This is a genomic window from Streptomyces sp. NPDC008317 (assembly GCF_042955955.1).
Lineage (GTDB): Bacteria > Actinomycetota > Actinomycetes > Streptomycetales > Streptomycetaceae > Actinacidiphila.
This window is the reverse complement of sequence record NZ_JBIBFQ010000004.1, coordinates 658010-682756: the sequence shown is the minus strand read 5'-3', so window position 1 is coordinate 682756 and position 24747 is coordinate 658010. Positions and strand designations below refer to the sequence as shown.

The following is a 24747-nucleotide window of genomic DNA, read 5'->3' as shown; positions in this document are numbered from 1 at the left end:
TCGGTGAGCTGCGGGGAAGAGCGGTACGCCGGGGAGCCGTAGGCTTCCCTCATGACCGATCTTCCCGCGCGGCGTCTGCTGCTCGTCCACGCCCACCCGGACGACGAGACGATCAACAACGGCGCGACCATGGCCAAGTACGCGGCAGAGGGCGCCCTTGTCACCCTGGTCACCTGCACCCTCGGTGAAGAGGGCGAGGTGATCCCGCCCGAGCTGGCGCACCTGGCCGCCGACCGCGACGACACCCTCGGCGAGTACCGCATCGGTGAACTCGCGGCCGCGATGGCCGAGCTGGGCGTCACCGACCACCGCTTCCTCGGCGGCGCGGGCCGCTACCGCGACTCCGGGATGATGGGCGTCTCCCAGAACGACCGCGAGGACTGCTTCTGGCAGGCCGACCTGGACGAGGCGGCGGGACACCTGGCCGAGGTGATCCTCGACACCCGCCCGCAGGTGCTGGTCACGTACGACAGCAACGGCGGCTACGGCCACCCCGACCACATCCAGGCGCACCGGGTCGCGCTGCGCGGCTACGAACTGGCCGCCGAGCGGGGCCACCGGATCGCGCGGGTCTACGAGATCTGCACCCCGCGCTCGATCGTCGAGGCGGGCTTCGCGCGGCTGGCGGCGGCGGGCAAGGACTTCCCCTTCGGCGGGATCGCCTCCGTGGACGACGTGCCGGGTGTCGTCGACGACGACCTCGTCACCGTCACCGTCGACGGCGCCGACCACACCGGGCAGAAGACGGCCGCGATGCGCGCGCACGCCAGCCAGATCGCCGTGGACGGCCCCTTCTTCGCGCTCTCCAACGACCTCGGCCAGCCGTTCTTCGCCACCGAGCACTACCGGCAGGTGCGCGGCGAGGCCCTGACCGAGGGCCGCGGCGACGACCTCTTCCCCGCCGAGGGCGGTCCCGACTCCGACGGCGGTGCGCGGTGAGCCAGCCGCTGCGCGTGGTCGCGTACGTCGTCCTCGGTGTGCTCGGAGCGCTGGTCGCGGCCGCCGGGGCGCTCGTCCAGGCGGGCTGGTTCCCCGGCGGGCTGCTGCTGGGCCTCGCGGGCTGCGTGGCGGTCTTCTACGGCGGCGTGACGCTCACCCGCACCCGGCTCGGCGCGGTCGTGCCCGCCGGGGTCTGGCTGGTGTGCGTGATGCTGCTGAGCACCACCCGCCCCGAAGGTGACTTCCTGTTCGCGGCCGGACTCGGACCGTATGTGTACCTGCTCGGCGGGGCCATGGCGGGCGTGATCTGCGCCACCCTGCCCCAACTGCCCCCATCCGGGCCGAATACCGCCTGACTTGGCGGGCGGGGGCGGGCTCGTGGTTGGCTGAGACCGAGCGTTCCGCCGGACCAGAGTCGTCGTTACACGCCGGTCGGTATGGTGGTGCGCGCCGGCGAGCCGCCCGCGGAGAACCGTGACGGGTGGCGAAGCTAACCGGGAGAGCCTGCTTTGAGTCGTGAAACTGACAGTTCGTCGTCCGGGCCGCAGGGCCGCGGCGGTGCCGCGTACCCCTCGGGCACTCCGCCGTACGGCTCGCGCCCGTTTCCTTCGCTGCACCCGCAGGAGCGTCCGCGACCGGGCGGTACGCCCGAGCCGGCCGCCGCGCCCGAACCGCCGCCGGCCGACGAGCCGAAGACCGAGACGACGCTGACGACGCGCATCCGGATCAACATCCCCGGTTCGCGCCCGATCCCGCCGGTCGTGGTCCGCAAGCCGGTCGACGAGAACAACCCGGCGCCCGAGCCGCCCGCTCCCGAGCCCGCGCCCGCCGCGGAACCGGCCGCCGCCGAGGCGTCGGGCGAGCCGGAGCCGCAGCCGGAGAAGACCAGCGACTGGTTCGCGCCGCGCAAGTCCCAGGCCGGGCAGCCGGGTCCTGGCTCCGCTCCCGCCCCCGGCGCGGGTTCCGGCACGGGCGCCGGTCCTGCTGCCGGTGCCGGTGCGGGCTCCGACTCCCGTACCGGTTCGAGCCCGTACCCGTCGTCGGCCGCCGCGCCCGGTACGGCGTCCACGCCGTACCTCCCGCCGCCGGTCGGCACCCCGCAGGGCGGCGACCCTTCCGCGCGCGGCCCGCACGACACCCCGGCCGCCGGTGTCCCGTCGCTCTTCGCCGGGGAGTTCGGCCCGGAATTCGGTACGGAGCCGCAGCCGGAGCCGCCGTACGGCATCGACGCGTTCCCGCCCGGAGTGCCGCGGCCCGCGGGCACCTTCCCCGGACCCGACCCGTACGGCCGTCCCGAGGACCAGGGCCAGAGCCAGGGTCAGGGCCAGGGACAGAGCCAGAGCCAGAGCCAGGGGCAGGGTCCCGATCCGCTGAGCACCCCGTACGGCGCCCAGGCCGCCGCGGCCCCCTACGCGCCGCCCGCCGACGGGCCCAACAGCCCCTTCCCGGAGTACCAGCCGCCCGCGGGGCCGACCACCGGCCCGGTGACCGGCCACATGCAGGTGCCGCCCGCCGCCGACCAGCGCGGCCGGTCCGCCCCCTCCGCCTTCCGCCCGCCGACGCCCGGCGACGGACCCGGCCCCGAGGACACCAGCGGCGGCTTCCGCGCCCCGACGCCTCCCGGCGACGGGCTCGGTCCCGAGGACACCAGCGGCGGCTTCCGGCCGCCCGTCGTGCCGGACGGCCCGGGCGGACGGCTGTCGGACGACACGTTGGTCAGCGGTATTCCGGCCGTGCAGCCCGGAGGTCCGGGAGCGCGCACGCCGCGTGCGCCGGGTCCCGCCGCGCCCGTGCCGGGCGGCCCCGGCGCCGGTCCCGTGCCCGCCCCCGTCGTCGCCGAGCCGCGCGCGGCGCAGCCCGCGCCCGCCGCGCCGCGTCCGCCCGCGAAGAAGAAGGGCCGCTCCAAGGTGGCCCTGCTGGGCGTCGGGGTGTGCACCGTCGCGGTGCTCGCGTACGGCGCCGGACTGCTGATGACCCACGGCGACGTGCCGAAGGGCACCACCGTGGTGGGCGTCGACATCGGCAACCAGAACAAGGGCGACGCGGTCAAGATGCTGGACACCGCGCTCGGTGACCGCAAGACCGCGCCGCTCGAACTGACCATCGGCGACCGCAAGTTGAGCCTCAAGCCGTCGGTGGCGGGCCTGTCGGTCGACACCGACGCGACGGTCCGGGGGGTCGCGCACTCCGACTACAACCCGGTCTCCGTCGTCGGCTCGCTCTTCGGCGGCAGCCGCGTCGCCGACCCGGTCATAGTCGTCGACGAGGACAAACTGCGGGTCGCGCTCAAGTCACTGGCGGGCCAGAGCGGTTCGGGCTCCGACGGCATGGTCCGCTTCGCCGACGGCAAGGCCGTCCCGGTGGCGGGCACGTCCGGCCAGTCCTTCGACGTGAACGCCGCCGCGGCCAAGGTCGCCGCCGCGTACCGTACGCGCGCCGAGACCGGCTCCAACCCGGCCATCGCGCTGCCGGTCACGACCACCCCGCCGAAGGTCACCCAGGCCGAACTGGACGCCGCCGTCAACGGGTTCGGCAAGCGGGCCATGTCCGACTTCGTCGTCGTCCGGGCGGGCCTGAAGTCCATCAAGTTCGGGCCGATGAAGTCGATCCCGAAGTTCCTGACGATGGTGCCGGACGCGGACGGCAAGCTTCAGCCGCACATCGACCTCGCGGTCCTCAAGGGGCTCTACGGCGGCACGTTCGACACCGTCAAGCTCAAGGCGAAGGACGGCTCCACCAGGGCCGTCACCCCGCAGGACGTCGCGGACGCCCTGCTGCCCGCGCTGGACGCGACGGGCGCCAAGCGCGATGTGACCCTGCCGAACGTGGCGGGCTGAGACGGCCCCAGGGGTTCTCAGACGCCGGTCGGACTCGTCTCGTCGGCGCCGACCGGCACCGTCGCCGTCAGGCGGAAGCCGCCGTCGCCCGAGGGCGCGGTGCGCAGGGTGCCGCCGGCCAGGATGAGGCGCTCGGTCAGGCCGTTGAGGCCGTTGCCCGGGGTGTGGTGGGGAGCGGGGCCGCGGCCGTCGTCGGAGACGGTGAGGGTGGCGGCGGCGCCGTCCGCGCTGGTGCTCACGGCGATCACGCAGGTGAGGGCGCCGCTGTGACGGACGACATTGGTCACCGCCTCGCGCAGCGCCCAGGCCAGGGCGCCCTCGCCGTCCGGCGCGAGACCGGGCAGCCGGTCCGGCTGGTGGACGCGCGCGGCGATCCCGGCGGAGGCCAACGCGGAGCGCGCGGAGGCCAGTTCGGTGGCCAGCGTCGGGCGGCGGTAGCCGCTGACCGCCTCCCGTACGTCGACCAGCGCCTGCCTGCTGACCTTCTCGATGTCGGCGACCTGCCGCGCCGCGTCCTGCGGCCGGTCCGGCAGCATCCGCCCGGCCAGTTCGCTCTTGAGCGTGATCAGGGACAGCGAGTGCCCGAGCAGGTCGTGCAGGTCACGGGCGAGCCGCAACCGCTCCTCGGTGGCGGCCAGATGCGCCACCGTCTCCCGCGCCTCGCGCAACTCCCGCATGGTCCGGACGAGTTGCCGCACGCCCACCATCGCGAAGCCGCCGAGCAGGGCCGGGATGACCAGTGCCGGGTAGAGGTCGCCGCTGCTGTCGACCCAGGCGCCGACCCCGGCGAGTGCCGCCGTGACCGCGGGAATCGCCCACCGGGACTGCGTGCCCGGCAGCGACGCCCCGCAGGCGACGGCCACGTAGACGAACATCACCAGCCAGTCCTTGCCGAGCGTCGCGGACAGCGTGAAGGCGAGCGCGAGCTGGGCGGCGAGCACCCCGTACACCCAACGCTCCTGCATGTACGCGGTGTTGGTGCGCAGGAAGACGACGGCGAGGTAGGAGACCACGAAGACGAGCAGGCCGCAGCCGGCGACGACGGTGACCAGGGCGCCGTGGTGGCCGTCGGCCAGGTCGCTGACGGGGGAGCCGAGGTAGAGCAGCCAGATGCCGATCCACATCAGCTTGACCAACGCCTGGCCGCGGGTCTCGGGGGCGCGGCCCATGGCGGTGGTGTCCGCGTCCTCCACCGCCTGCCGCCACGGCGGCCAGGGCCGGTCCCGCGCCCGCGCCTGCTCCTCCGCCCGGTCCCGCGCCCGTGCCTGTGCCCGCCGCGCCTGCTCCTCCTTCGCCATCCGCGTCACGCCTTCTGCGTGTCCTTGCGGTACAGCCAGGCGGCCGTACCCGCGAAGAGCAGCAGGTAGAAGGCGAGGACGGCGATGTCACGGGCGTGCGGCGCGTTGCCGAACTCGATGGACTGGCCGAGCGCCGCGTACGGCCGTCCCGGCAGGTAGTCGGCCGTCGTCCGGAGCCAGTGCGGGAAGGTGGTGATCGGCACCCACAGACCGCCGAGCATCGCCAGGACGAAGTAGGCGAGCATCGAGACCGGCCGGGCGACGTCGGCCGTGGCCACGTATCCGATGGCGACGCCGAGCGCCGCGAAGACCATGCTGCCCGCCCAGGTCGCGCCCAGGATCGCGATCCACTGCCAGGCGTCCAGCCGGACGTTCTTCACGGTCGCGCCGAGGATCAGCACGATCAGGATCGACGGCAGGCTGACGGTCGCGGCGGAGGCGATCTTCGCGGTGACGTAGCCGCGGCCGGGCAGCGCGGTCAGCCGCAACTGCCGCACCCAGCCCTTCTCGCGCTCCCGCGCGATCCGCTCGGCGTTGCCCATCAGCACCGCCGTCATCGCGCCGAACGCCGCCATCGCGACCATGTAGTACGCGACCAGCGTGAGATTCAGGCCGTCGATCTTCTTCGTCCTGTCGGCGCCCGCCGTGATGATCAGGAAGAGCAGGCCCGGGTAGAGCACCGAGAAGAACATGAACTTGCGGTTCCGCAGGGTGCGGACGATCTCCAGTCTGACCAGGGTCTTCATCGGTTCTCCGCCTCCTCGGCGGACGCTGCGTCGGTGATGGCGAGGAAGGCCTGCTCCAGGCCGAGGCCCGAGACCTCCAGATTGCGCGGGTACAGGCCGAGCGCGTACACGGCGTGCGTCGTGGCGTCCGCGTCGTCGGAGCGGATGCGGACGGTCGGGCCGGTGATGTCGAGGCCGACGATGTGCGGCAGCGCGCCGAGCGCCCGCTCGTCCGGCGTGCCGTCCAGGTCGAAGGTGATCCTGCGGGCGCCCGCCCGCGCCTTGATCTCCGCGGCCGTCCCGTCGGCGATCAGCCGCCCCCGGTGCAGCACCAGGACGCGGTCCGCGATGGCGTCCGCCTCCTCCAGGTAGTGGGTGGCGAACAGCACGGTCCTGCCCTGCTCCACCTGGCCGCGCATCGTGGCCCAGAACGCCTGCCGCGCGCTGACGTCCATGCCGACCGTCGGCTCGTCCAGCACGATCAGGTCGTTCGCCCCGGCCGTCGCGAGCGCGAACCGTACGCGCTGCTCCTGACCGCCGGAGAGCTTGTTGACCTTGCGGTCGGCGATGTCGGCGATGTCGGCGCCGGCCAGCACCTCGTCCACCGGGTACGCCTTCGGGTGCAGGTCGCACGCCAGGCTCACCAGCTCCCGTACGGTCACGTCCTCCATCAGGCCGCCGCTCTGGAGCATCGCGCCCACCCGGCCCGCCGCGATGGCCTGCGCCGGGGTCGTGCCGAACAGCCGCACGCTCCCGCTGTCCGCGTTCCGCAGCCCCAGCATCAGGTCGAGCGCGGTCGACTTCCCCGCGCCGTTCGGGCCCAGCAGGGCCACCGTCTCGCCCGGGTGCAGCGTCAGGCTCAGCTCCGCGACGGCCCGCACCGGCCCGAAGCTCTTGTTCACATCGCTGAAGGCGACCACGGGCTCGCCCTTGACGGCGGCCCCCGGCCCGTTCGCGGTCGTCATCCCCATCGCGCTCATGCCACCAAGCTTCGCCCGCCCGCCCCTCGCCCGTGCAGTGCCGCGAGTCGTGTCTTCCCCATGACAGATGTCATACGGCGGTCCGCGTCCGGGTCCGGCTGTCACCGCCGGGTCCTCACGCTGTAACCATCCGTGCCGGGGGTGGGACGCCGGGCCTCCGCGCTCGGTACGGTCCGGCCACCGGGCGCCGCCGTGGCGCCTTCCTGGGGGGAGTCGACGTGACGCGTTCCGCTACGAGACGTGTGATCAGACGTACGGTGCCGGCGGCCGGGGTCGCGGTGGCCGGAGTGCTCCTGCTGGCCGCCTGCGGCGGGGGCTCGGGGGGTTCCAGGCCGTCCGCCACGGGGTCGGGCAAGGCCACCGGCAGTGCTTCTGCCGCCTCTCCGTCCGCCTCAGCCTCAGCCTCAGCCTCCGCCTCCGCTGGCTCCGGCGGTGCCAATCCGGTCGACGGGCCGACCTTCTGCGCCTTCCTCGCCAAGGAGGGGCCCCGCATCAAGGACTCCGGCGCCCCCGCGGGCGCCAAGGCGTTCTTCGCCATCGACCTCGCCAACTGGATCGAGCAGCACCCCGATCAGAAGCCGCGCACCGCCGCCGATCTTGACGCTGCCGCTTTGGGCTCCTGCCCCAAATACCGTGCCACCGTCACCTCTGCCATGGGCGCCACCAGCTTCACCGAAGCCCTCGGCTAACCCCGCCGCGACCCCGCCCCCGGGCGGTTCTTCTGCGTGGCGGCGGGCCGATCTTTCGGGGCGCGGCCCTGGGCGGCCTCTCAACCTGGGCGGTAGACCGATCTTTTCAGGGGGCGCGCCCTGGGGCGGTTCTTCTGCCGGGGGCCAGCCACGTGTCTTTAGGGGCGCGGGGAACTGCGCGGCCCGCCACGACGGTGGCGCGGTGTTCGCACGGCGGGTCGTGCCCCGAAGGGGCGCGGGGAACTGCGCGCTCAGCCCGCGCGGTGGCGCGGCTGAAGAACCGGCCCCAGCGGGGCAGATGCTCTTGTTTTCGGGCTGACAGCCCGGTGGGGGCGGGCCGCGCAGTTCCCCGCGCCCCTGAAAAGATCGGCCAGCCGTCCTGGCGGAAGGACCGCCCGGGGGCGCGCCCCCTGAAAGAATCGGCCCACCGGCCTGGTGAGGGAGCGGTCTGGGGGGGGGCGAGCCCTGGAAGGGGGGGCGGGCGACCGGGCGGGGAACCGTTGTGGGGGGAGGGCGGAGCCCTAGGGTGGGGGGATGAGGAGAAGCGTCCGGGTGCTGCTCGCGGAGGATCAGTCGATGGTGCGAGAAGCACTGGCGACGCTCCTCGGCCTCGAAGAGGACCTTGAGGTCGTCGCCCAGGTGGCCCGCGGCGACGAGGTGCTGGCGGCGGCCAGGACGCACCGCCCGGACGTGGCGCTGCTGGACATCGAGATGCCGGGCCTGACCGGCATCGAGGCGGCGGCGCGCCTCCGCGAAGAGCTGCCGGAGGTCAAAATCGTGATCGTCACGACCTTCGGCCGCCCCGGCTATCTGCGCAGAGCGATGGAATCGGGCGCGGAGGCGTTCCTGGTCAAGGACGCTCCGGCGGCCCAACTGGCCGACGCCGTACGGCGGGTGCTGCGCGGCGAGCGCGTCATCGACCCCACGCTGGCCGCCGCGGCGCTCGCCGACGGCGCCGATCCGCTGACGGCCCGCGAGCGCGAGGTGCTGCGGGCCGCCGCCGACGGTTCGGTCAACGCCGACATCGCGCGCGGCCTGCTGCTGTCGGAGGGCACGGTCCGCAACTACCTGTCGACCGCGATCCAGAAGACGGGCGCGCGCAACCGCGCGGAGGCGGTCCGTATCGCCCGCGAAAAGGGCTGGCTCTAAACGGCGGGGCTCAGTTCAGCAGCGCCCGCGCCGCGCGGGCCTTGCGGCGGATCTTCTCCGCGGTCTCCGGGTCGAAACCGCCGATCAGTTCGGCGTACTCGTCAAGGGCCGCGGCGCCGCCGGTGAAGTCGCCGAGGCGGACGAGGAGTTGGGCGCGCTCGTAGCGCAGGCGGGCCGGGTGGCGGGGGAGGAGCAGGGCGAGGTCGATCGTCCACAGCTCGACGGCGGCCTGTTCGAGGCGGGCGGACGCCCAGGCGCGGATGTTGTTCAGGACGCGGTGCACGGTGTCCAGCGGATCGGCGGGCGTGAGCATGCCGGGAGCCAGCGGGGCGCCGGTCGCGCCCGCGACCAGGAGTTCCGCGTCGGGCCCCGACAGCACCCGGCCGCCCTCGAAGGGGTCGACCAGGACGTACGCGCCCGCCGGATCGCCGAAGCCGACGACGTAGTGGCCGGGCAGCGCGACCCCGTACACCGGCGCGCCGGCCCGGCGGGCGACCTCCGTCCAGACCACCGACAGCAGGATCGGCAGCCCGCGCCGCCGCCGCAGCACCTGCTGGAGCAGCGACGACGAGAGCTTCTGGTAGTCGCCGGGCTCGCCGTGGAAGCCCAGCCGGGCCCCGAGCAGCCGGTGCAGGGCGTTCGCCCACTCCAGCGGCGTCGTCAGGCCGTACGGGAGCATCCCGGCGAGCCGGTCCAGCTCGATCTGGGCCGCGTCGATCGCGACGCCGTCCAGCGCCGGGTCGGCCTCCGCGCCGATCAGCAGGCACAGCTCGGCCAGGTCGGGGCGCTCCTCGCGCGCCGCCGCCGCGAACCGTTCCCGTACGTCCGCGCTCATACCGACGGGCGCCGGTAGTGGTAGCCGTGGTGGTCGGTGAAGCCGAGCCCGTCGTAGAGCGCGCGGGCCGCCTCGTTGTCGGCCTCCACCTGGAGGTACGCGCTCCTCGCGCCCTCGTCGGCGGCGCGCCGGGCGAGCGCGCCCATGACGGCGGTCGCCAGGCCCCTGCGGCGGTACGAGGGCGCCACCTCGACCGCGCCGAACAGCACCCACGGCCCGTCGACCACGGCCCGCCCGATGGCGCCGGGGGTGGTCGCGAACCACACCGAGGGCCCGCCGGAGACCACCTTCAGCGCCGCGTCGGCGAGCGAGCCGGTGCGGTGGTAGGCGGCCAGCCACGCCGCGTCGGGCGTCCGGGACAGCGTGACGGCGTCCGCGCCCGGCAGCCGGGTGAGCGGCGCCAGCGGCGCGACCCTGACCAGCGTGTCCGCCTCCCGTACCCACCCGCGGCGCTCCAACTCGGCCGCGTAGGGCGAGGTGTCGGGCACCTGGAGATACGGTGTCGTGCCCCGCGCCCCGTACCAGCCGACGACCTGGTCGAGCGCGGCGTCCAGCGGGCGGTCGGGATCGCCGTCCACCAGGACGGAGTTGGCGCGGCGGGTGAAGCCCTCCCGCCTCCCGCCACCGCCCTTGTCCTGCTCCGCTTCTCGCTCGCCCGCGACGGCCGAGCGCAGTGTCCACCGGCCCAGCGGCTCGGTCTCGGTGGCGGGCCAGGCGCGCGAGGCGAACGCCTCAAGCTCCTCGGGGGACGCGGACGTCACACGCGACATTCTCCGTGACGGCGGGGTGGGCGGCACCACCTTCCCCGCGACGAGGAGCGATTCGTCGATGCGTACCGTTTCCCCGGACCTCCGCGTGACGCACACCACTCCCGCATCCCACGATACGAGAACACCGACCGTATCGGTGAACGTAGGATGCCCGTCGGTGATCTCCAGAACCTGCCGTACCGATACGCGTTTTCCCACGTCAGACGGGGTAATCCGGATCACGAGCCGCGCTCCGGAAGAGAAATCCCCTGCCATGCGTGCCCCTCCTGTTCGGATCGTGCTCAGGAACGGAGATACTAGGTGCGGGCATCGACGACGCCGCGCTCCCGCGCGAGATGAGCCCTATCGAGGAGGAACGACAGCGTGACCTACGTCATCGCGCAGCCTTGTGTCGACCTGAAGGACAAGGCGTGCATCGAAGAGTGCCCGGTCGACTGTATCTACGAGGGCTCCAGGTCCTTGTACATCCACCCGGACGAATGCGTCGACTGCGGCGCCTGTGAGCCGGTCTGCCCCGTCGAGGCGATCTTCTACGAGGACGACACCCCGGAGGAGTGGAAGGACTACTACAAGGCGAACGTGGAGTTCTTCGACGAACTGGGGTCGCCCGGCGGCGCGTCCAAGCTCGGTCTCATCGAGCGCGACCACCCCTTCATCGCAGCGCTGCCCCCGCAGAGCCAGGACCACTGATCCCGGTCGGGCAGTCTCCGCCCGGCCCCGTACGGCGCACCGAGCCACGCTCGGCGCTGTGCGGGGCCGCGGCGTACGTCCGTCATGGACATTTCGATCACGGATCATCGATCGACAAGCGAGAGTGAGCACGTGAGCATCTCCGCCCGCCTCCCGGTCTTCCCGTGGGACCGCCTGGAGCCCTACAAGGCGACGGCCGTCGCGCACCCGGACGGTGTGGTCGACCTGTCGGTGGGGACCCCGGTGGACCCGGTGCCCGAGGTGATCCGGCGCGCGCTCGCCGCCGCCGCCGACAGCCCCGGCTATCCGCTGACGTACGGCACGCGCGCGCTGCGCGAGGCCGCCGCCGGATATCTCAGCCGCTGGCACGGCGTGAGCGGCGCCGCCCCGGCGAACATCCTGCCGCTGCTCGGCTCCAAGGAACTGGTCGGCTGGCTGCCGACGCTGCTGGGCATCGAGGCGGGCGACCGGGTCGCGTACCCGCGGCTCGCCTACCCGACGTACGAGATCGGCGCGCTGGTGGCCCGCGCGGAACCGGTCACGTACGACGACCCGGTGACCGAACTCGACCTGGACGGCCTGAAGCTGCTCTGGCTCAACAGCCCGTCCAACCCCACGGGCCGCGTGCTGTCCGCCGCCGAGCTGCGCCGGATCGTGGCGTGGGCGCGCGAGCACGGGGTGCTCGTGGTGTCCGACGAGTGCTACATCGAACTGGGCTGGGAGGGTACGGAGCCGGTCTCCGTACTGCACCCGGACGTGTGCGGGGACAGCCACGAGGGGCTGATTGCCGTCCACTCGCTGTCCAAGCGGTCCAACTTCGCGGGCTACCGCGGCGCCTTCCTCGCCGGTGACGCGTCCGTCGTCGCCGGTCTGCTGGAGGTCCGCAAGCACGTCGGCATGATCGTGCCCGCGCCCGTACAGGCCGCGATGGTCGCCGCGCTCGACGACCGCGAGCACGCGGTGGAGCAGAAGGAGCGGTACGCGCGCCGCCGCGCCGCGCTGCGGACCGCCTTCGAGGGCGCGGGTTTCCGGATCGAGCACAGCGAGGCCAGCTTGTACCTGTGGGCGACCCGCGCGGAGAACTGCTGGGACACCGTCGGCGACCTGGCCAAGCGCGGCATCCTGGTGGCGCCCGGCGAGTTCTACGGGCCGACGGGCGAGCGGTTCGTCCGGATCGCCTTCACGGCGGTCGACGAGCGGGTGGCGGCGGCCGTCGAGCGGCTGCGCTGAACCGCTCCCGCTGAACCGCTCCCGCTGAACCGCTTCCGCTGAACCGCTTCCGCCGGGCTGACCCGACCAGGCCGGCCTGAGGGCGCCTCGCCGGTCTGAGAGCGCTGCCCGGCAGACGCGCGCGGGGGCCGGGAGCGGTCGCTCCCGGCCCCCGCGCGCGTGCGGTTCGGCGATCAGCCCAGGGGGAGGCCCTTGAGCGGCAGCATGTCGGTGGTGGGCAGCGCGCCGGCCGGCAGTTGGCCGGTGTTGGGAAGCGCGGAGACCGGCAGCGTCTCGGTGTGCGGGGCGACGCCACCGGCGGACTCGGCGGTCTGGCCCACGATCCGGCCCGCGGAGTCGGCGGCGTCGCCCGCTGCCTTCTGCGCGGCCGGGGCGGCGGTCCTGCTCGCGGTGCCCACGATGCGGCCGGTGGCCGGGAGCGTGGTCTTCATCGCCTGGGTACCGGCCTGCCCGGCCACCCCGGTGGCCTGCTGGGAAGCGCTGTCCAGCGTGTTGCCGACATTGGCGCCGTCCAGATTGCTCAGCCCGCCCAGGTCCGTCGGCGGCAGCGCGGCGGCCTGCGCGGCGCCCGCTCCGATCAGCGGCGCGGCGGCGGCGCCGATCAGCAGGGCGGCCTGGGCGAAGCGGCGGGTCAGGGGGAGGGACATGGTGCTCCTTTTACGGAGTTGGCTCCGTGAGGGGACGTATTGCGTCCGCCGGGCGGACGTCGTGACTACCGCTCAAGGAGCCCGAAGGTTGCGGTCGTTCGAGGTAAAGAGTTGGCAATGTGTCGCATTATAGGAATCCGACAGATCGGATATAGCGGACAGCTCATATGACTTTGATGAAACGTCACATCCCTGCTGCGGCAAGGGAATTGCCATCCGGTCGAGCGGTTTTCCCGCAGCCCGCGTTTGACCGCGGGAGCGGGCACTTCCGAGTGAATGCGCGCACTATTGCGCGACGGTGATCCGTACGTATCCGTCCGGCTTGACGGCCGCGGAACCCTGCGCGCCGCCCGCTTTCTGCTTCTGCCAGCCCTTGCCGGACTGCGCCGCGGCCCACTTCCGGCCGCCGAAGGTCACCTGCTCGACCTTCAGGTCCTGCGCGTGCGCCACCGCCCACTGCGCCAGCTCCCAGCCGCGCCGGGTGCCGTCGCCCTCCGCCGCGCCGCCCGCGGGCCTGGCGGGCACCGCGACCGTACGCGGCTCGTCGGCCGCCACCGGCTTCACCTGGCTGCCGAACTCCCGCGTCAGCCTGGCCGTGACCTGCGACGTACTGCCCAGCTTGCCGCCCGCGCTGAAGGGCGTGTCCGAGCCCGTCGTACAGCTCAGCGCGCCCGCCTTGCGGCCGTACAGCGCCGCCGACAGCAGCGTCGCGTCCGCCTCGTGCTTCGCGTACGCCTGGGGGAAGCCGCTCTTCTGCACGCGCTGCGCCGCCACGGTCAGCGGCAGCCGCGAATAGCCCTCGATCTTCACCAGGCCGTCGAAGAAGGCGTTCGTCGAGTACACCGGGTCCTGGACCTGCTGCGCGGTGCCCCAGCCCTGCGAGGGGCGCTGCTGGAACAGTCCGAGCGAATCCCGGTCGCCGTGATCGAGATTGTCCAGCCGTGACTCCTGCAACGCCGTGGCCAGGGCTATGGTGAGCGCCCTTTCCGGCAGCCCGCGCGAGGTGGCCACGGCGGCGATCGTCGTCGCGTTCGCCGCCTGCGACGGGCTCATGTCCAGCGTGTCGCCGTCCGCCGTCACTGTGCAGTCCGCGCTTTCCGGCGCTTTGTTCTCCTCCGCGGCGCGGTAGAGGCCATAGGTGGCGAGCCCCAGCAACACCACGGCCGCTGTGGCGATCCTGCGGCCCCGGCGCTTGCGCTTGGGGGGCTTCTGAGGGGGGGAGCTGGGCACGCGCCGAGCGTACCGAAGGCGGCGGGTCCCGAATGACCTACGACGGCGCCGTCTTCGGCTTTCTCCTCCGTGCGCGTGAACGGGGCAGGCGGCCGGGGCCTTCGGGGCATCCGGGCCCGAGGCCCTACGCTCGGCGTATGCGCAGCGAACTCGACCTCAGCCAGGATGCCGCTCGGCTCACCGCCCAACTCGTGGACGTGCCGTCCGTGAGCCAGCAGGAGAAGGCGCTGGCGGATCTGGTGGAGGAGGCGCTGCGGGGGCTGCCGCACCTGACGGTGGACCGGGACGGCGACGCGGTGGTGGCGCGGACCCGGCTCGGGCGCGCCGAGCGGGTGGTGCTCGCGGGCCACATCGACACCGTGCCGATCGCGGACAACCTGCCGTCGCGGCTGGACGAGAACGGCCTGCTGTGGGGCTGCGGCACCTCGGACATGAAGGCGGGCGTGGCGGTGCAGCTGCGGCTGGCGGCGACCCTGACCGCGCCGAACCGCGACCTGACCTACGTCTTCTACGACGCCGAGGAGATCGCGGCCGAGTTCAACGGACTCAAGCGGCTGGTCGAGCGGCACCCCGAGTGGCTGGCCGGGGACTTCGCGGTGCTGATGGAGCCCACCGACGGCAAGGTCGAGGGCGGCTGCCAGGGCACCCTGCGGATCCGGGTCGAGACCACCGGCCGCCGGGCGCACTCGGCGCGGAGCTGGCTCGGGGACAACGCCATCCACAAGGCCGCGCCGATCCTGGACCGGCTCGCCGCGTACGAGCCCCGCCGGGTCGTCATCGACGGCCTGGAGTACCGCGAGGGGCTGAACGCGGTGCGGGTCGAGGGCGGCCACGCGGGCAATGTGATCCCCGACTCCTGCGCGGTGACCGTCAACTTCCGCTTCGCGCCCGACCGGAGCGAGGCCGAGGCGCTCGCGCACGCCGAGGAGGTCTTCGACGGCTTCACCGTGGTGCTCACCGACAGCGCGCCGGGCGCGCTGCCCGGCCTCGCGCACCCGGCCGCCGCCGCCTTCGTCCGCGCCATCGGCACCGAACCCGCCCCCAAGGACGCCTGGACCGACGTGGCCCGCTTCTCCGCGCTCGGCGTGCCCGCGGTGAACTACGGCCCCGGCGACCCCAAGCTCGCCCACGCCCGCGAGGAGCACGTCGCGGTCGCCGCCGTGCTGGAGGCCGAGGAGCGGCTGCGCGGCTGGCTCACCGACTGACCGGGCCCGATCCCGCGGCCCCGGCGACCGCCCCGCCTCACTCGTCCGACTGATCCGGCGAAAGGCGGAGCAACCGAACAGGGGTGCCCATCGGTCTTCCCTCGCGGCATGGTGTGATCGGAGCCGTAGGGATCGGTTGGGGGAAGAGGCGTGTCGTGGGACTGACCAGCAGAGGATTCGCCGTACTGCTCCTCGTCGTCGCGGTGGCCGCGGTGGCGGGCGCGGTGCTGCTCTGGCCGCGGGTACGGGGCCCGCGGCCGGTACGGGTCGTCGCCCGCGTCGGGATGATCGTGCTCTGTCAGGTCACCGCGATCTTCGTGGTGATGGTCACGGTCAACAACGACTACGGCTTCTACGCGTCCTGGGACGACCTGCTCGGCAACGCCAACAGCGGCGGCAAGTCCGTCGCGGGCCCCACCGCCACGCCCACCCCCACCAAGCCCGACTACCGGGTCAAATTCGCCTCGTACTCACAAGGCTTCGAGAAGGCCACCGTGCGCGGCTGGAAGTCCGGGACGAAGGGCGACGTCATCGTCTGGACGCCGCCGCAGTACAAGAAGAAGGAGTTCGCGCACACCCGCTTCCCCGTCATAGAGGTCCTGCACGGCATCCCCGGCACCCCGCACAGCTTCCTGCGCGGCATGCGGCTCGGCCAGATCATGCAGGACGAGATCACCGCCGGCCGCGCCGAGCCCGCGATACTCGTGCTGCCCACCATCACCCCGGACCGGGCCAACACCGGCTGCGCCGACGTGCCGGGCAAGAGCAAGGTCGGCACCTGGCTCACCGACGACGTGGCGCAGACGATCGCGCACAATTTCCGTACGCTCCCGGCGCCGCGCGGCTGGGCCGTGATGGGCATATCCACCGGCGGCTACTGCGCGGTGCGGATGGCGCTCGAACACCCCGACCGGTTCGTGGCCGCCGCCGCGATGGCCCCGGACAATCCGGCCGAGTCCGCCCGCGGTGTCCGCTCGCCGCTGTGGCTGGCCCAGAACACCCGCCCCGACGTGCACATCCTCATCGAGTCCAGCAAGCAGGACCCGGAGAGCCCGCCGAAATTCGGCGACTGGATCACCGCCGCCGTCCGGCCGCCCACCTCGGTCAGCACGCTGCGGATCGACCGCGGCGGGCACAACTGGAAGACCTGGGGCGGAATGTTCCCCGCGGCCTTCACCTGGGTCAGCGCCCGCCTCGAAGCGCCCCGGGCGGTCCCATTGGCGCCGTCCGCCGCACCTTGATGCGTACGCTTCCCGTATGACTGACTCACACACGGGAGCGGCCGGGCAGAGTCCGGACGCGCAGGAGGCGGCTGCCGCGGCCAACGAGGCGGCGGAGACCGTGCTGACCGGCAAGGGCTGGCCGGAACGGCACACGGGCCCTGTCGTACGGCGGCGCGGCCAGGTGCAGGCGGGGACCACCGATCAGCGGTTGCTGGACAGTCGAGGAGAGTCGGACTGGGTGCACGGCGACCCGTGGCGTGTGATGCGGATCCAGTCGGAATTCGTCGAGGGCTTCGGCGCCCTGGCCGAACTCGGCCCCGCCGTCAGCGTCTTCGGCTCCGCCCGCACCCCGGTGGACTCCCGTGAGTACGCGGCGGGCGTACGGATCGGCCGCGCCCTGACCGAGGCCGGTTTCGCCGTCATCACCGGCGGCGGCCCCGGCGCGATGGAGGCCGCCAACAAGGGCGCGCTCGAAGCGGGCGGCATCTCGGTCGGCCTCGGCATCGAGCTGCCCTTCGAGCAGGGCCTCAACTCCTATGTCGACATCGGCGTGAACTTCCGCTACTTCTTTGTCCGAAAGACGATGTTTGTGAAGTACGCGCGGGGATTCGTCGTGCTCCCCGGCGGCTTCGGCACCCTCGACGAACTCTTCGAGGCGCTCACCCTCGTCCAGACCAAGAAGGTCACCCGTTTTCCGATCGTGCTCTTCGGCACCGAGTACTGGGGCGGCCTGGTCTCCTGGATCCGCTCCACGCTCGTCGCGGGCGGCAAGGCGTCCGAGGCCGACCTGGAGCTGTTCCACGTCACGGACGACGTGGACGAGGCCGTGGCGCGGGTGACGAAGGAGAGCGCCTAGGGCCTCGCAGGGCCTCTGGCCCCCGCCCAGCGGGCCCCTAGGCCAGGCCCCTGCGGGCCACGGCGGGCGGGCGGTGACCCGCGATCGAGGCCACCATCTCCAGCACCTGACGGGTCTCGGCGACCTCGTGGACGCGGTACACCCGCGCCCCGAGCCACGCCGACACCGCCGTGGTGGCCAGCGTGCCGATCAGCCGCTCCTTGACCGGCCGGTCGAGCGTCTCCCCGACGAAGTCCTTGTTCGACAGGGAGACCAGCACCGGCCACCCCGTCGCCGTCATCTCCGGCAGCCGCCGGGTCGCCTCCAGCGAGTGCCGGGTGTTCTTGCCGAAGTCGTGACCCGGGTCGATCAGAATCCCGTCACGCGGCACGCCCAGCGCCGCCGCCCGCTCGGCCAGCCCCACCGTCACCCGCAGGATGTCGGCCATCACGTCCTCGTACCCCACCCGGTGCGGCCGGGTCCGCGGCTGCGCGCCGCCCGCGTGCGTGCACACCAGCCCCACGCCGTACCGCGCCGCGACCTCCGCCAGCCGCGGGTCCACCCCGCCCCACGCGTCGTTCAGCAGGTCGGCGCCCGCCTCGCACACCGCCTCGCCGACCTCGTGCCGCCAGGTGTCCACGCTGATCACCACATCCGGGTGGCGGCGGCGCACCTCCGCCACGAAGGCGACCGTGCGGCGGATCTCCTCCGCCGCCGAGACCTCCTCGCCGGGGCCCGCCTTCACCCCGCCGATGTCGATGATCGCCGCGCCCTCCGCGACGGCGCCCGCGACCCGCTCCAGCGCGGGTTCGTCGGTGAAGGTGGCGCCCTGGTCGTAGAACGAGTCCGGCGTACGGTTCACGATCGCCATGATCACCGGCTCCCGCTCGCCGAATTCGCGGGTCCCCAACCGAAGTGCCACTGCCGCTCCTCATCTCAGACTCATGCGATCGTGGCACGATCGTGCCTGACACGTAGGCCGGACCCCGGGAGATCGAGTTGTTCTGGTTCATGCTCATCGCGCTGGTCGCGGTGGTCGCCGCCGTCGCGATGGCCGTACTCGGTGACGGCGGCACCCTGCGGGACTCCGAACCCGACCGGATCGACGACCGGCTGCCCGCCGACCGCCCGCTCATCAGGTCCGACATCGACGCCGTCCGGCTGCCGATCGCCGTACGCGGCTACCGCATGCTCGACGTCGACGAGGTGCTGGACCGGCTCGGGGCGGAACTCGCCGAGCGGGACGCCAGGATCGCCGACCTGGAGGCCGTGCTGGCCGGGGCGCGGGCCGACGCGGTCGGCGCCCCCGTGACGCCGTCCCTGGACAAGGACGAGACGCCGCGGGACGACACCGGTGAGTGACACGATCGTCGGGCCCGACGGACTCGCGCGCTGCCCCTGGGGGCTGTCCGCGCCGGATTACGTGGCCTACCACGACACCGAGTGGGGGCGGCCCGTGCACGGGGACGACGCCCTGTTCGAGCGGACCTGCCTGGAGGCGTTCCAGTCCGGGCTGTCCTGGATCACGATCCTCCGTCGCCGCGAGGGGTTCAGGGCCGCCTTCGACGGCTTCAAGATCGACGCGGTCGCGGGCTTCACGGCGCAGGACGAGGCGCGGCTGCTGCTCGATCCCGGGATCATCCGCAACCGGGCGAAGATCGCCGCCTCCGTCGCCAACGCGCGGGCCGCGCAGGTCCTGCGCGACAGCTACGACGGCGGGCTCGACGCCCTCATCTGGTCCTTCGCGCCCGACCCCGCGACCCGCCCGGCGCCGCGCCGCCTCGCCGACGTGCCCGCCACCACCCCCGAGTCGGTGGCTCTCGCCAAGGCGCTCAAATCCCACGGCTTCCGCTTCGTCGGCCCCACCACCGCCTACGCCCTGATGCAGGCCTGCGGCCTGGTCAACGACCACCTCGCCGACTGCTCCGCCCGCTAGGGCCGGTCCGGACGGGCCGGAGGTCGCGCCGGACCCGCGCCCCCTTCGGCCCGTCCGGCGATCGAGGACCGGCCGGAGCGGCGACGGGCGTCCCGCGTCAGCGGCCCACGTAGCGCGGAGGCTGCTTGGCCACGAAGGCGTTGACCGCGATGCGGTGGTCCTCGGCGGCTCCGGCCAGGGTCTGGAGCTCGTCCTCCTTGGCGAGGGTGGAGAGCAGGGAGTGGGCGGCCCCGTGGGCGAGGGACGCCTTGATGGCGGCGTAGGCGACGGTCGGCCCCTCGGCCAGCCGCCGGGCCACGGCGACGGCCTCGGCGGGAAGATCCGCGGCGGGCACGACCCGGTTGGCGATCCCGAGGTCGTACGCCTCCGCGGCCCCCACCGAGCGCGGGAAGAGCAGGAGATCCGAGGCCCGGCTGTGCCCGACCAGCCGCGGCAGCGTCCACGACACACCCGAGTCCGCGCTGAGCGCCACCCCGGCGAAGGACGTGTTGAAGGCGGCGGTGTCCGCCACGATCCGGTAGTCCGCGGCGAAGGCGAACCCGGCCCCGGCGCCCGCGGCGACCCCGTTCACCCCCGCCACCACCGGCTTGGGCATCGTCGCGATCGCGGTGACGATCGGGTTGTAGTGCTCGGCCACCGTCGTGAGCCCGCCGCCCGCCGCCAGCGTCGCCAGATGCTCCTTGAGGTCCTGTCCGACGCAGAAGGCCCGCCCGGTCGCGGTGAGCAGCACCGCCCGCACCGCGGTGTCGTCGGCCGCTTCCCGCAAGGCGTCCCGCAGGGTGTTCTTCGTGTCCGTGTCGAGCGCGTTCATCGCCTCGGGACGGTTGAAGGTGACGGTCGCGAGCCCGTCGCTCACCTCGTACAGAACGCTGTCGGCCATGGCTGAACCCCTTCGTCGCGGCATCGGTCCTGGCCAGAATGCCGGACTTCACGGCACCCCGACATGTGACGTACGTCAAACGTCCGACCGAACCGATACCCTTCGGGAACCCGGTCGATCACTGTCCACTCGCCGAATTGGCCGGTTTTGGGGAGGGCCCATGCTGAACGTAGTGCGACCGATGTTGGTCATCGGGTCGATAGATGCGGGATAATGGCCGAGAACCAATGTGTTCGAGTCCGAGCTGGTTTCAGGAAGGGGAACGAGCATGGCGGCCATGAAGCCGCGGACGGGTGACGGCCCGCTCGAGGTGACCAAGGAGGGGCGGAGCATCATCATGCGCGTTCCGCTTGAGGGCGGCGGGCGGCTTGTTGTCGAGCTGACCCCGGACGAGGCGGATGCCCTCGGCGACGCGTTGAAGAAGGCCATCGCCTGAGACCAGCGGTCCCATAAATCGTCGCGGCCCCGTACACGGAATGTCGTGTACGGGGCCGCCGTCGTTTTCCTGCGCGCGCCGCCGCGTCACTTCCGGCGCACCGCGCACAGCAGACCGTCGTCGGTCGGCAGCAGGACGGGGGAGAGCCGGGGGCTGTCCCGGACCGCGCGCATCAGCTCGCGCAGCCGCACCGACTCGGCGTCCTGGTGGGCGGCGTCCAGCGCGCGCCCGCGGGCGAAGGCGCCCTCGAAGCAGACCAGGCCGCCGATCCGCAGCAGCCGCAGCGCCTCGTCGAGGTAGTCCAGGTACTCCAGCCGGTCGGCGTCGCAGAAGACCAGGTCGTAGCCGCCGTCGGTGAGCCGGGGGAGCACGTCCAGGGCCAGGCCGGGGATGACGCGGGAGCGGTTGGCGGCGAAACCGGCCTCGCGGTACGCCTCGCGCGCGAGCTGAAGGCGGTCCGGCTCGGTGTCGACGGTGGTCAGGATGCCGTCGGGGCGCATGCCGCGCAGCAGGTGGATGCCGGAGACCCCGGTGCCGGTGCCGATCTCGACGACGGACTTCGCGTCCCCCGTGGCGGCCAGCAGCCGCAGGGCCGCACCGGTGCCGGGCGAGACGGGCCGCAGACCGGCCGCGTGGGACCGGGCGCGGGCGCGTATGAGGGCGTCGTCCTCGGCGACGAACGCGTCGGCGAACGCCCAGCTCGCCTGCCGGTTGCCGGTAATGTCCCTCTCCCTGTCCCCGGGTCGATCCCTGTCGTAGGTGCAGCCCGCCCGGCGACTGTATCCGCTGGGGGCGGGAACCCGCTGATGGGACTGTGCGTTATCCGTAAGGACGGCTACCGGCGGGAGAAGGCCCCGGCTCTCCCCGCCGAGTGGAAGTCCTGGGAAGTCAATGGCAACAGCGCACTTATCCGGAGCTAACGGGCGAGGTGGATATGGTAGGGGCTCTACTGGACACCACCAGAGCCGACAGGGGAGGTGCGGCTGCGGCCGGTGACAAGGGAGGAACGCTCAGGCGTATTCTCCGGTCCGCCGGACAGCCGAAATCCGTGACCAACACTGCTGATGACCGTTCACGCGAAAACACTCCCGCGACCGCGACGTTCGCCACCGACGGGGACGCTCAGGCGTGGACGCCTCCCTCTTGGGAGGAGATCGTCAGTACCCACAGTGCCCGGGTGTACCGGCTGGCGTACCGCCTGACCGGCAACCAGCACGATGCGGAGGACCTCACCCAAGAGGTCTTCGTGCGGGTCTTCCGTTCCCTGTCCACCTACACGCCCGGCACGTTCGAGGGCTGGCTGCACCGCATCACGACCAATCTCTTCCTGGACATGGTGCGCCGCCGCCAGCGGATCCGCTTCGACGCCCTCGGGGACGACGCGGCCGAGCGGCTGCCCAGCCGCGAGCCGTCCCCCGCGCAGCACTTCAACGACACGCACTTCGACGCGGACGTCCAGCAGGCGCTGGACACCCTCGCCCCGGAGTTCCGCGCCGCCGTGGTGCTCTGCGACATCGAGGGACTGTCGTACGAGGAGATCGCCGCGACGCTGGGTGTGAAGCTGGGCACGGTGCGGAGCAGGATTCACCGTGGCCGCTCCCACCTGCGCAAGGCTCTGGAACACCGGGCGCCCGGCGCCCGGCCGGCTCCCGCGCTCGCTGCCGCCACACAGAAACCTGGCCAGGAGGGCGGGAGAACGTGAGCAGTAGCGGTTCAGGCGAACAACGTGCAGCGCCTGCCGAGCAGCACCTTGGCGACCGGCTCGCCGCATTTGTCGACGGCGAGCTCGGCGACGACACCCGGGACCGGGTGCTCGCCCATCTGGTGACCTGTCCGCAGTGCAAAGCCGCTGCCAGCGAGCAGCGGCGTCTCAAGAGCGTCGTGGCGGCCTCCGAGCAGCCGATGCTCTCCGCCGGGCTGCTGGCCCGGCTCCAGGGCCTTCCCGGCCTACCACCGACCGGCGACGGGACCGAGGACGCCGACCGTACGCGTGACTGGCGCGACCGGGACGACGAGGGCCACGGCCCCGGCGCCGCCGGCGGGCGGGACCAGGAGCGGCGCGGCCCCTTCGACGGCGGCCTGCTCGGCTCCGGCGTGTTCGGCGGCGGCGGTTCACGGCGCCGCGAGGAGTTCTCGTACCTCACACCGGGCCGCGACCTCGTGCCCGGCGGCTCCGGCGGTCGCGGTTTCCGCATCCATGAGCTGACCCGCGCCGCCGCGGCCGACGGGCGCCCCGAGGACCGGGAGCAGCCGGAGGCCCCCGCGCACAGCGGCTCCGGCACCGCGGCCTCCCGCGGCAGGCGGTTCGCCTTCGCCGCCGCGGGCGCCTTCTCGATGGCGGCCATCGCCCTGGGCAGCGCCCTGCCCATGGAAGCCGCGGTCGACGGCGGCGCCCGCCCCGACGACGGCCCCGCGGTCAGCCCGCTCAGCGCCAACTCCGTGCCGGACACCCGCGGGGTCACCCCGCGCGGCGTGCTCGACGCCGGGGACCGGCGCATGCTCCGCGCGCCCGCCGCGGTCACCTCGGTGACACCCGTTTCGGTGACCCGGCCGCTGATGGCGCCCGGCGCCCTGCCGCTCGTGACGCCCGCCGCTTCCCCCGTGTCGCCCGGCCCCCAGGCCCCCGCGATACGGCGCTGACCGGCCACCGGCCGGTCTCCGGCCGGTCACCGGAGCGGGCTCGGGGGCTGACCCTTTACCCCCTGGCGACGTACTGTTAGCCGGAGCCACTCCCGCACCGCCCGCGTGGACAGGTACCGTAAAGTCCGCCGGACCCTGCCTTCCCGGCTGTGGACGTCCCAAGGAGCTGCAAGGTGTTCTTCGACATAGGCCCGCTGGAGCTGGTCGCGATCGTGGTCCTTGCCGTCCTCGTCTTCGGCCCCGACAAGCTGCCGAAGGTCATCCAGGACACCATGAACTTCATCCGGAAGGTCAGGGAGTTCTCGGACAGCGCCAAGGAAGACATCCGGCGGGAGCTGGGTCCGGAGTTCAAGGACTTCGAGTTCGAGGACCTCAATCCGAAGACGTTCATCAAGAAGAATCTGATGAGCGACAGCGACATGGACGAGCTGGGCCTCAAGGACATCCGCAACGGCTTCGACTTCCGCAAGGAGATGGCCGAGGTCACCGACGCGGTCAACGGGGTGGAGCCCGCCTCCGCCGCCAACGGCTCGTCCGGCGCGGCCGGTTCGTCCTCCGGCGTGCCGGGACCGACCTCCGGCGGCGGCTCCTCGGCCACCCCCGACAGGCTCCGCAAGAAGGACGGCCTGGAGCCCGGCGAGGCTCCGCCGTTCGATTCCGACGCGACCTGAGTCAACCAGATCACGCCTTTTCACCCCTCCAGGTGGCTATTGTCCGTGTGTTCGCCGTCACCGTGAGCCGGTTCGGCTCCCGAACCCACCCAGGGTCGGGCAAGATGGCGAGTCGCCCAGATGGGCACGGAGGAGGCGTAACACCGCATGGAGACGAAGACCGGCAGTGCTCGTGGGACGGTCGACGGCTACTTGATGGCCGACTTCCCTTGGTACGGGCTGGACGAGGCGTTCACCGGACGGCGCTGGCTGGGCACGGTCGGCGTGAGCGGGGACGGCACGGTCGAGCACGGCTCAATAGGGCATGGTGACGAGCCTTCGCTGAAGGCGGCTCCGGCGGACGCGGAAGGGCTGCGGTTCGCCGCGGTCGTCACCCTCGCCAACCGACCCGGACGGCGCAGCTCCGACGGCACCGGCGTACTGGAGGCGACCTCGGTCTCCTCCGCGGCCTGGCTCGCCGGGTCCGGGCTGCTGTCCTGCACCTGGCCCACCACCATGGACCGGGCCCTGCGCCAGGACTGGCTCGACCAGCAGACCGCCACCGCGTGGGAACTCGCCGACGACCTGGCGGGCAGCGGCTGGTCGACGCTGACCCTTCCGGTCGACGGCGACCCGACGCCGTTCCACTACCGCGAGTCCGAGTACGGCTGGGTCATGGCGGGCTCGGCCCGCGGTGTCCACCTCGGCGCGTACGGCCGCGGCATGAGCGCGTACGGCCTCGGACTGGCCGTGGTCAAGGACGTGACCCTGTACGAGGTCTGAGGCGCCCTCAGGGCGCTTCCAGGCACCTTTGCGGCGCTCCGCGGACGGCGGGGGGGGGGGGGGGGCCCCAACCCCCCCCCCCCCCCCCCCCCGCGGGCGGGCGGCCGGGCGCCCCCCCCGCCCCCCCGGCGCGCCCACAG

Annotated in this window: 27 protein-coding genes; 17 read left to right on the top strand and 10 right to left on the bottom strand. The window is 72.8% G+C overall.

The genetic code is table 11. The annotated features are described in order from the left end of the window. Positions 1-51 precede the first annotated feature (51 nt). From mshB to ACFY9V_RS16320, 3 genes are all read left to right on the top strand, one after another. Positions 52-939 (top strand): N-acetyl-1-D-myo-inositol-2-amino-2-deoxy-alpha-D-glucopyranoside deacetylase, encoded by an 888-nt coding sequence (gene mshB, locus ACFY9V_RS16330; RefSeq protein WP_391161658.1) that lies wholly within the window; start codon positions 52-54, stop codon positions 937-939. Next, a complete protein-coding gene (locus tag ACFY9V_RS16325; RefSeq protein ID WP_317453004.1) occupies positions 936-1295 on the top strand; it encodes a DUF6113 family protein in 360 nt (119 codons plus the stop codon). The genes mshB and ACFY9V_RS16325 overlap by 4 nt, the downstream gene beginning before the upstream one ends. A 153-nt stretch (positions 1296-1448) precedes the next feature. Beyond that, entirely contained in the window at positions 1449-3776 is a 2328-nt protein-coding gene (locus tag ACFY9V_RS16320; RefSeq protein WP_391161657.1) for a hypothetical protein, read from the top strand. 17 nt (positions 3777-3793) lie between these two features. Here ACFY9V_RS16320 and ACFY9V_RS16315 read toward each other — a convergent pair whose 3' ends face one another. The 3 genes from ACFY9V_RS16315 to ACFY9V_RS16305 form a co-directional block, all read right to left on the bottom strand. Then, on the bottom strand, positions 3794-4945 hold the full coding sequence (locus tag ACFY9V_RS16315) for a histidine kinase (RefSeq protein ID WP_391161742.1): 1152 nt from the start codon (positions 4943-4945) through the stop codon (positions 3794-3796). 134 nt (positions 4946-5079) lie between these two features. Then, positions 5080-5820: an ABC transporter permease gene (locus ACFY9V_RS16310; RefSeq protein ID WP_355348229.1), complete on the bottom strand. Its 741-nt coding sequence runs from the start codon at positions 5818-5820 to the stop codon at positions 5080-5082. Beyond that, positions 5817-6770: an ABC transporter ATP-binding protein gene (locus ACFY9V_RS16305; protein WP_355348350.1), complete on the bottom strand. Its 954-nt coding sequence runs from the start codon at positions 6768-6770 to the stop codon at positions 5817-5819. The genes ACFY9V_RS16310 and ACFY9V_RS16305 overlap by 4 nt, the downstream gene beginning before the upstream one ends. Before the next feature lie 251 nt (positions 6771-7021). Here ACFY9V_RS16305 and ACFY9V_RS16300 point away from each other — a divergent pair, with 251 nt between their 5' ends. Both ACFY9V_RS16300 and ACFY9V_RS16295 read left to right on the top strand, forming a co-directional pair. Further along, complete coding sequence (locus ACFY9V_RS16300; RefSeq protein WP_391161656.1) at positions 7022-7468, top strand: hypothetical protein; 447 nt, start codon at positions 7022-7024, stop codon at positions 7466-7468. A 534-nt stretch (positions 7469-8002) separates the two neighbouring features. Further along, positions 8003-8617 (top strand): response regulator transcription factor, encoded by a 615-nt coding sequence (locus ACFY9V_RS16295; protein ID WP_355348223.1) that lies wholly within the window; start codon positions 8003-8005, stop codon positions 8615-8617. A gap of 10 nt (positions 8618-8627) precedes the next feature. Here the strand turns inward: ACFY9V_RS16295 and ACFY9V_RS16290 are convergent, their stop codons facing one another. Further along, positions 8628-9452, bottom strand: a complete 825-nt coding sequence (locus ACFY9V_RS16290) for a tetratricopeptide repeat protein (RefSeq protein ID WP_391049299.1) — start codon at positions 9450-9452, stop codon at positions 8628-8630. After that, positions 9449-10213, bottom strand: coding sequence for a GNAT family N-acetyltransferase (locus tag ACFY9V_RS16285; protein ID WP_391161654.1), 765 nt, complete (start codon positions 10211-10213; stop codon positions 9449-9451). The genes ACFY9V_RS16290 and ACFY9V_RS16285 overlap by 4 nt, the downstream gene beginning before the upstream one ends. Before the next feature lie 372 nt (positions 10214-10585). On the opposite strand from ACFY9V_RS16285, the gene fdxA reads away from it, so the two are divergent. Both fdxA and dapC read left to right on the top strand, forming a co-directional pair. Then, positions 10586-10912: a ferredoxin gene (gene fdxA, locus ACFY9V_RS16280; protein ID WP_355348214.1), complete on the top strand. Its 327-nt coding sequence runs from the start codon at positions 10586-10588 to the stop codon at positions 10910-10912. Between the two features lie 84 nt (positions 10913-10996). Continuing rightward, on the top strand, positions 10997-12142 hold the full coding sequence (gene dapC / locus ACFY9V_RS16275) for a succinyldiaminopimelate transaminase (protein WP_391161653.1): 1146 nt from the start codon (positions 10997-10999) through the stop codon (positions 12140-12142). A 173-nt stretch (positions 12143-12315) separates the two neighbouring features. Here the strand turns inward: dapC and ACFY9V_RS16270 are convergent, their stop codons facing one another. Both ACFY9V_RS16270 and ACFY9V_RS16265 read right to left on the bottom strand, forming a co-directional pair. Next, positions 12316-12789, bottom strand: a complete 474-nt coding sequence (locus tag ACFY9V_RS16270) for an ATP-binding protein (protein ID WP_355348208.1) — start codon at positions 12787-12789, stop codon at positions 12316-12318. A gap of 285 nt (positions 12790-13074) precedes the next feature. Further along, positions 13075-14019: a heavy metal transporter gene (locus ACFY9V_RS16265; protein WP_391161652.1), complete on the bottom strand. Its 945-nt coding sequence runs from the start codon at positions 14017-14019 to the stop codon at positions 13075-13077. Between the two features lie 137 nt (positions 14020-14156). Between ACFY9V_RS16265 and dapE the strand changes: the two genes are divergently transcribed. The 3 genes from dapE (at position 14157) to ACFY9V_RS16250 (ending at position 17303) form a co-directional block, all read left to right on the top strand. Beyond that, positions 14157-15224, top strand: coding sequence for a succinyl-diaminopimelate desuccinylase (dapE, locus tag ACFY9V_RS16260; protein WP_391161651.1), 1068 nt, complete (start codon positions 14157-14159; stop codon positions 15222-15224). A gap of 155 nt (positions 15225-15379) precedes the next feature. Beyond that, on the top strand, positions 15380-16465 hold the full coding sequence (locus ACFY9V_RS16255) for an alpha/beta fold hydrolase (protein ID WP_391161650.1): 1086 nt from the start codon (positions 15380-15382) through the stop codon (positions 16463-16465). Between the two features lie 16 nt (positions 16466-16481). Then, on the top strand, positions 16482-17303 hold the full coding sequence (locus ACFY9V_RS16250; protein ID WP_391127380.1) for a TIGR00730 family Rossman fold protein: 822 nt from the start codon (positions 16482-16484) through the stop codon (positions 17301-17303). 37 nt (positions 17304-17340) lie between these two features. Here ACFY9V_RS16250 and folP read toward each other — a convergent pair whose 3' ends face one another. Beyond that, positions 17341-18153 carry a dihydropteroate synthase gene (gene folP, locus ACFY9V_RS16245; protein ID WP_355348347.1) on the bottom strand — a complete coding sequence of 271 codons (813 nt, stop codon included), beginning with the start codon at positions 18151-18153 and terminating at the stop codon, positions 17341-17343. Positions 18154-18281: 128 nt separating this feature from the next. On the opposite strand from folP, the gene ACFY9V_RS16240 reads away from it, so the two are divergent. Both ACFY9V_RS16240 and ACFY9V_RS16235 read left to right on the top strand, forming a co-directional pair. Continuing rightward, a complete protein-coding gene (locus ACFY9V_RS16240; protein ID WP_391161649.1) occupies positions 18282-18644 on the top strand; it encodes a DivIVA domain-containing protein in 363 nt (120 codons plus the stop codon). Next, positions 18637-19218 (top strand): DNA-3-methyladenine glycosylase I, encoded by a 582-nt coding sequence (locus tag ACFY9V_RS16235; RefSeq protein ID WP_391161647.1) that lies wholly within the window; start codon positions 18637-18639, stop codon positions 19216-19218. Before ACFY9V_RS16240 ends, ACFY9V_RS16235 begins: the two co-directional genes overlap by 8 nt. 97 nt (positions 19219-19315) lie before the next feature. Here ACFY9V_RS16235 and ACFY9V_RS16230 read toward each other — a convergent pair whose 3' ends face one another. Next, positions 19316-20098 carry an enoyl-CoA hydratase-related protein gene (locus ACFY9V_RS16230; protein WP_355348187.1) on the bottom strand — a complete coding sequence of 261 codons (783 nt, stop codon included), beginning with the start codon at positions 20096-20098 and terminating at the stop codon, positions 19316-19318. A 268-nt stretch (positions 20099-20366) separates the two neighbouring features. On the opposite strand from ACFY9V_RS16230, the gene ACFY9V_RS16225 reads away from it, so the two are divergent. Then, positions 20367-20534: a DUF3117 domain-containing protein gene (locus tag ACFY9V_RS16225; protein WP_069464762.1), complete on the top strand. Its 168-nt coding sequence runs from the start codon at positions 20367-20369 to the stop codon at positions 20532-20534. A gap of 86 nt (positions 20535-20620) precedes the next feature. Here ACFY9V_RS16225 and ACFY9V_RS16220 read toward each other — a convergent pair whose 3' ends face one another. Then, positions 20621-21256, bottom strand: coding sequence for an O-methyltransferase (locus ACFY9V_RS16220; protein WP_355348344.1), 636 nt, complete (start codon positions 21254-21256; stop codon positions 20621-20623). Positions 21257-21468: 212 nt separating this feature from the next. Between ACFY9V_RS16220 and sigE the strand changes: the two genes are divergently transcribed. From sigE to ACFY9V_RS16200, 4 genes are all read left to right on the top strand, one after another. Then, positions 21469-22236: an RNA polymerase sigma factor SigE gene (sigE, locus tag ACFY9V_RS16215; RefSeq protein ID WP_355348341.1), complete on the top strand. Its 768-nt coding sequence runs from the start codon at positions 21469-21471 to the stop codon at positions 22234-22236. Further along, positions 22233-23174, top strand: coding sequence for a zf-HC2 domain-containing protein (locus tag ACFY9V_RS16210; protein ID WP_355348183.1), 942 nt, complete (start codon positions 22233-22235; stop codon positions 23172-23174). The genes sigE and ACFY9V_RS16210 overlap by 4 nt, the downstream gene beginning before the upstream one ends. Before the next feature lie 173 nt (positions 23175-23347). Further along, positions 23348-23845, top strand: a complete 498-nt coding sequence (locus ACFY9V_RS16205; protein WP_355348180.1) for a sec-independent translocase — start codon at positions 23348-23350, stop codon at positions 23843-23845. Positions 23846-23992: 147 nt separating this feature from the next. Next, the gene (locus ACFY9V_RS16200) at positions 23993-24607 is read left to right on the top strand and encodes a hypothetical protein (RefSeq protein ID WP_391127398.1); all 615 of its coding nucleotides are present in this window, start codon (positions 23993-23995) and stop codon (positions 24605-24607) included. Positions 24608-24747: the final 140 nt, after the last annotated feature.

Coding starts and splice junctions, on each gene's coding strand:
- sigE (WP_355348341.1), top strand. CDS start 21,469: ATGGTAGGGGCTCTACTGGACACCACCAGAGCCGACAGGGGAGGTGCG.
- ACFY9V_RS16310 (WP_355348229.1), bottom strand. CDS start 5,820: ATGAAGACCCTGGTCAGACTGGAGATCGTCCGCACCCTGCGGAACCGC.
- mshB (WP_391161658.1), top strand. CDS start 52: ATGACCGATCTTCCCGCGCGGCGTCTGCTGCTCGTCCACGCCCACCCG.
- ACFY9V_RS16290 (WP_391049299.1), bottom strand. CDS start 9,452: ATGAGCGCGGACGTACGGGAACGGTTCGCGGCGGCGGCGCGCGAGGAG.
- ACFY9V_RS16230 (WP_355348187.1), bottom strand. CDS start 20,098: ATGGCCGACAGCGTTCTGTACGAGGTGAGCGACGGGCTCGCGACCGTC.
- ACFY9V_RS16295 (WP_355348223.1), top strand. CDS start 8,003: ATGAGGAGAAGCGTCCGGGTGCTGCTCGCGGAGGATCAGTCGATGGTG.
- ACFY9V_RS16225 (WP_069464762.1), top strand. CDS start 20,367: ATGGCGGCCATGAAGCCGCGGACGGGTGACGGCCCGCTCGAGGTGACC.
- ACFY9V_RS16200 (WP_391127398.1), top strand. CDS start 23,993: ATGGAGACGAAGACCGGCAGTGCTCGTGGGACGGTCGACGGCTACTTG.
- ACFY9V_RS16250 (WP_391127380.1), top strand. CDS start 16,482: ATGACTGACTCACACACGGGAGCGGCCGGGCAGAGTCCGGACGCGCAG.
- folP (WP_355348347.1), bottom strand. CDS start 18,153: ATGGCGATCGTGAACCGTACGCCGGACTCGTTCTACGACCAGGGCGCC.
- ACFY9V_RS16305 (WP_355348350.1), bottom strand. CDS start 6,770: ATGGGGATGACGACCGCGAACGGGCCGGGGGCCGCCGTCAAGGGCGAG.
- dapE (WP_391161651.1), top strand. CDS start 14,157: ATGCGCAGCGAACTCGACCTCAGCCAGGATGCCGCTCGGCTCACCGCC.
- dapC (WP_391161653.1), top strand. CDS start 10,997: ATGGACATTTCGATCACGGATCATCGATCGACAAGCGAGAGTGAGCAC.
- ACFY9V_RS16315 (WP_391161742.1), bottom strand. CDS start 4,945: ATGGGCCGCGCCCCCGAGACCCGCGGCCAGGCGTTGGTCAAGCTGATG.
- ACFY9V_RS16270 (WP_355348208.1), bottom strand. CDS start 12,789: ATGTCCCTCCCCCTGACCCGCCGCTTCGCCCAGGCCGCCCTGCTGATC.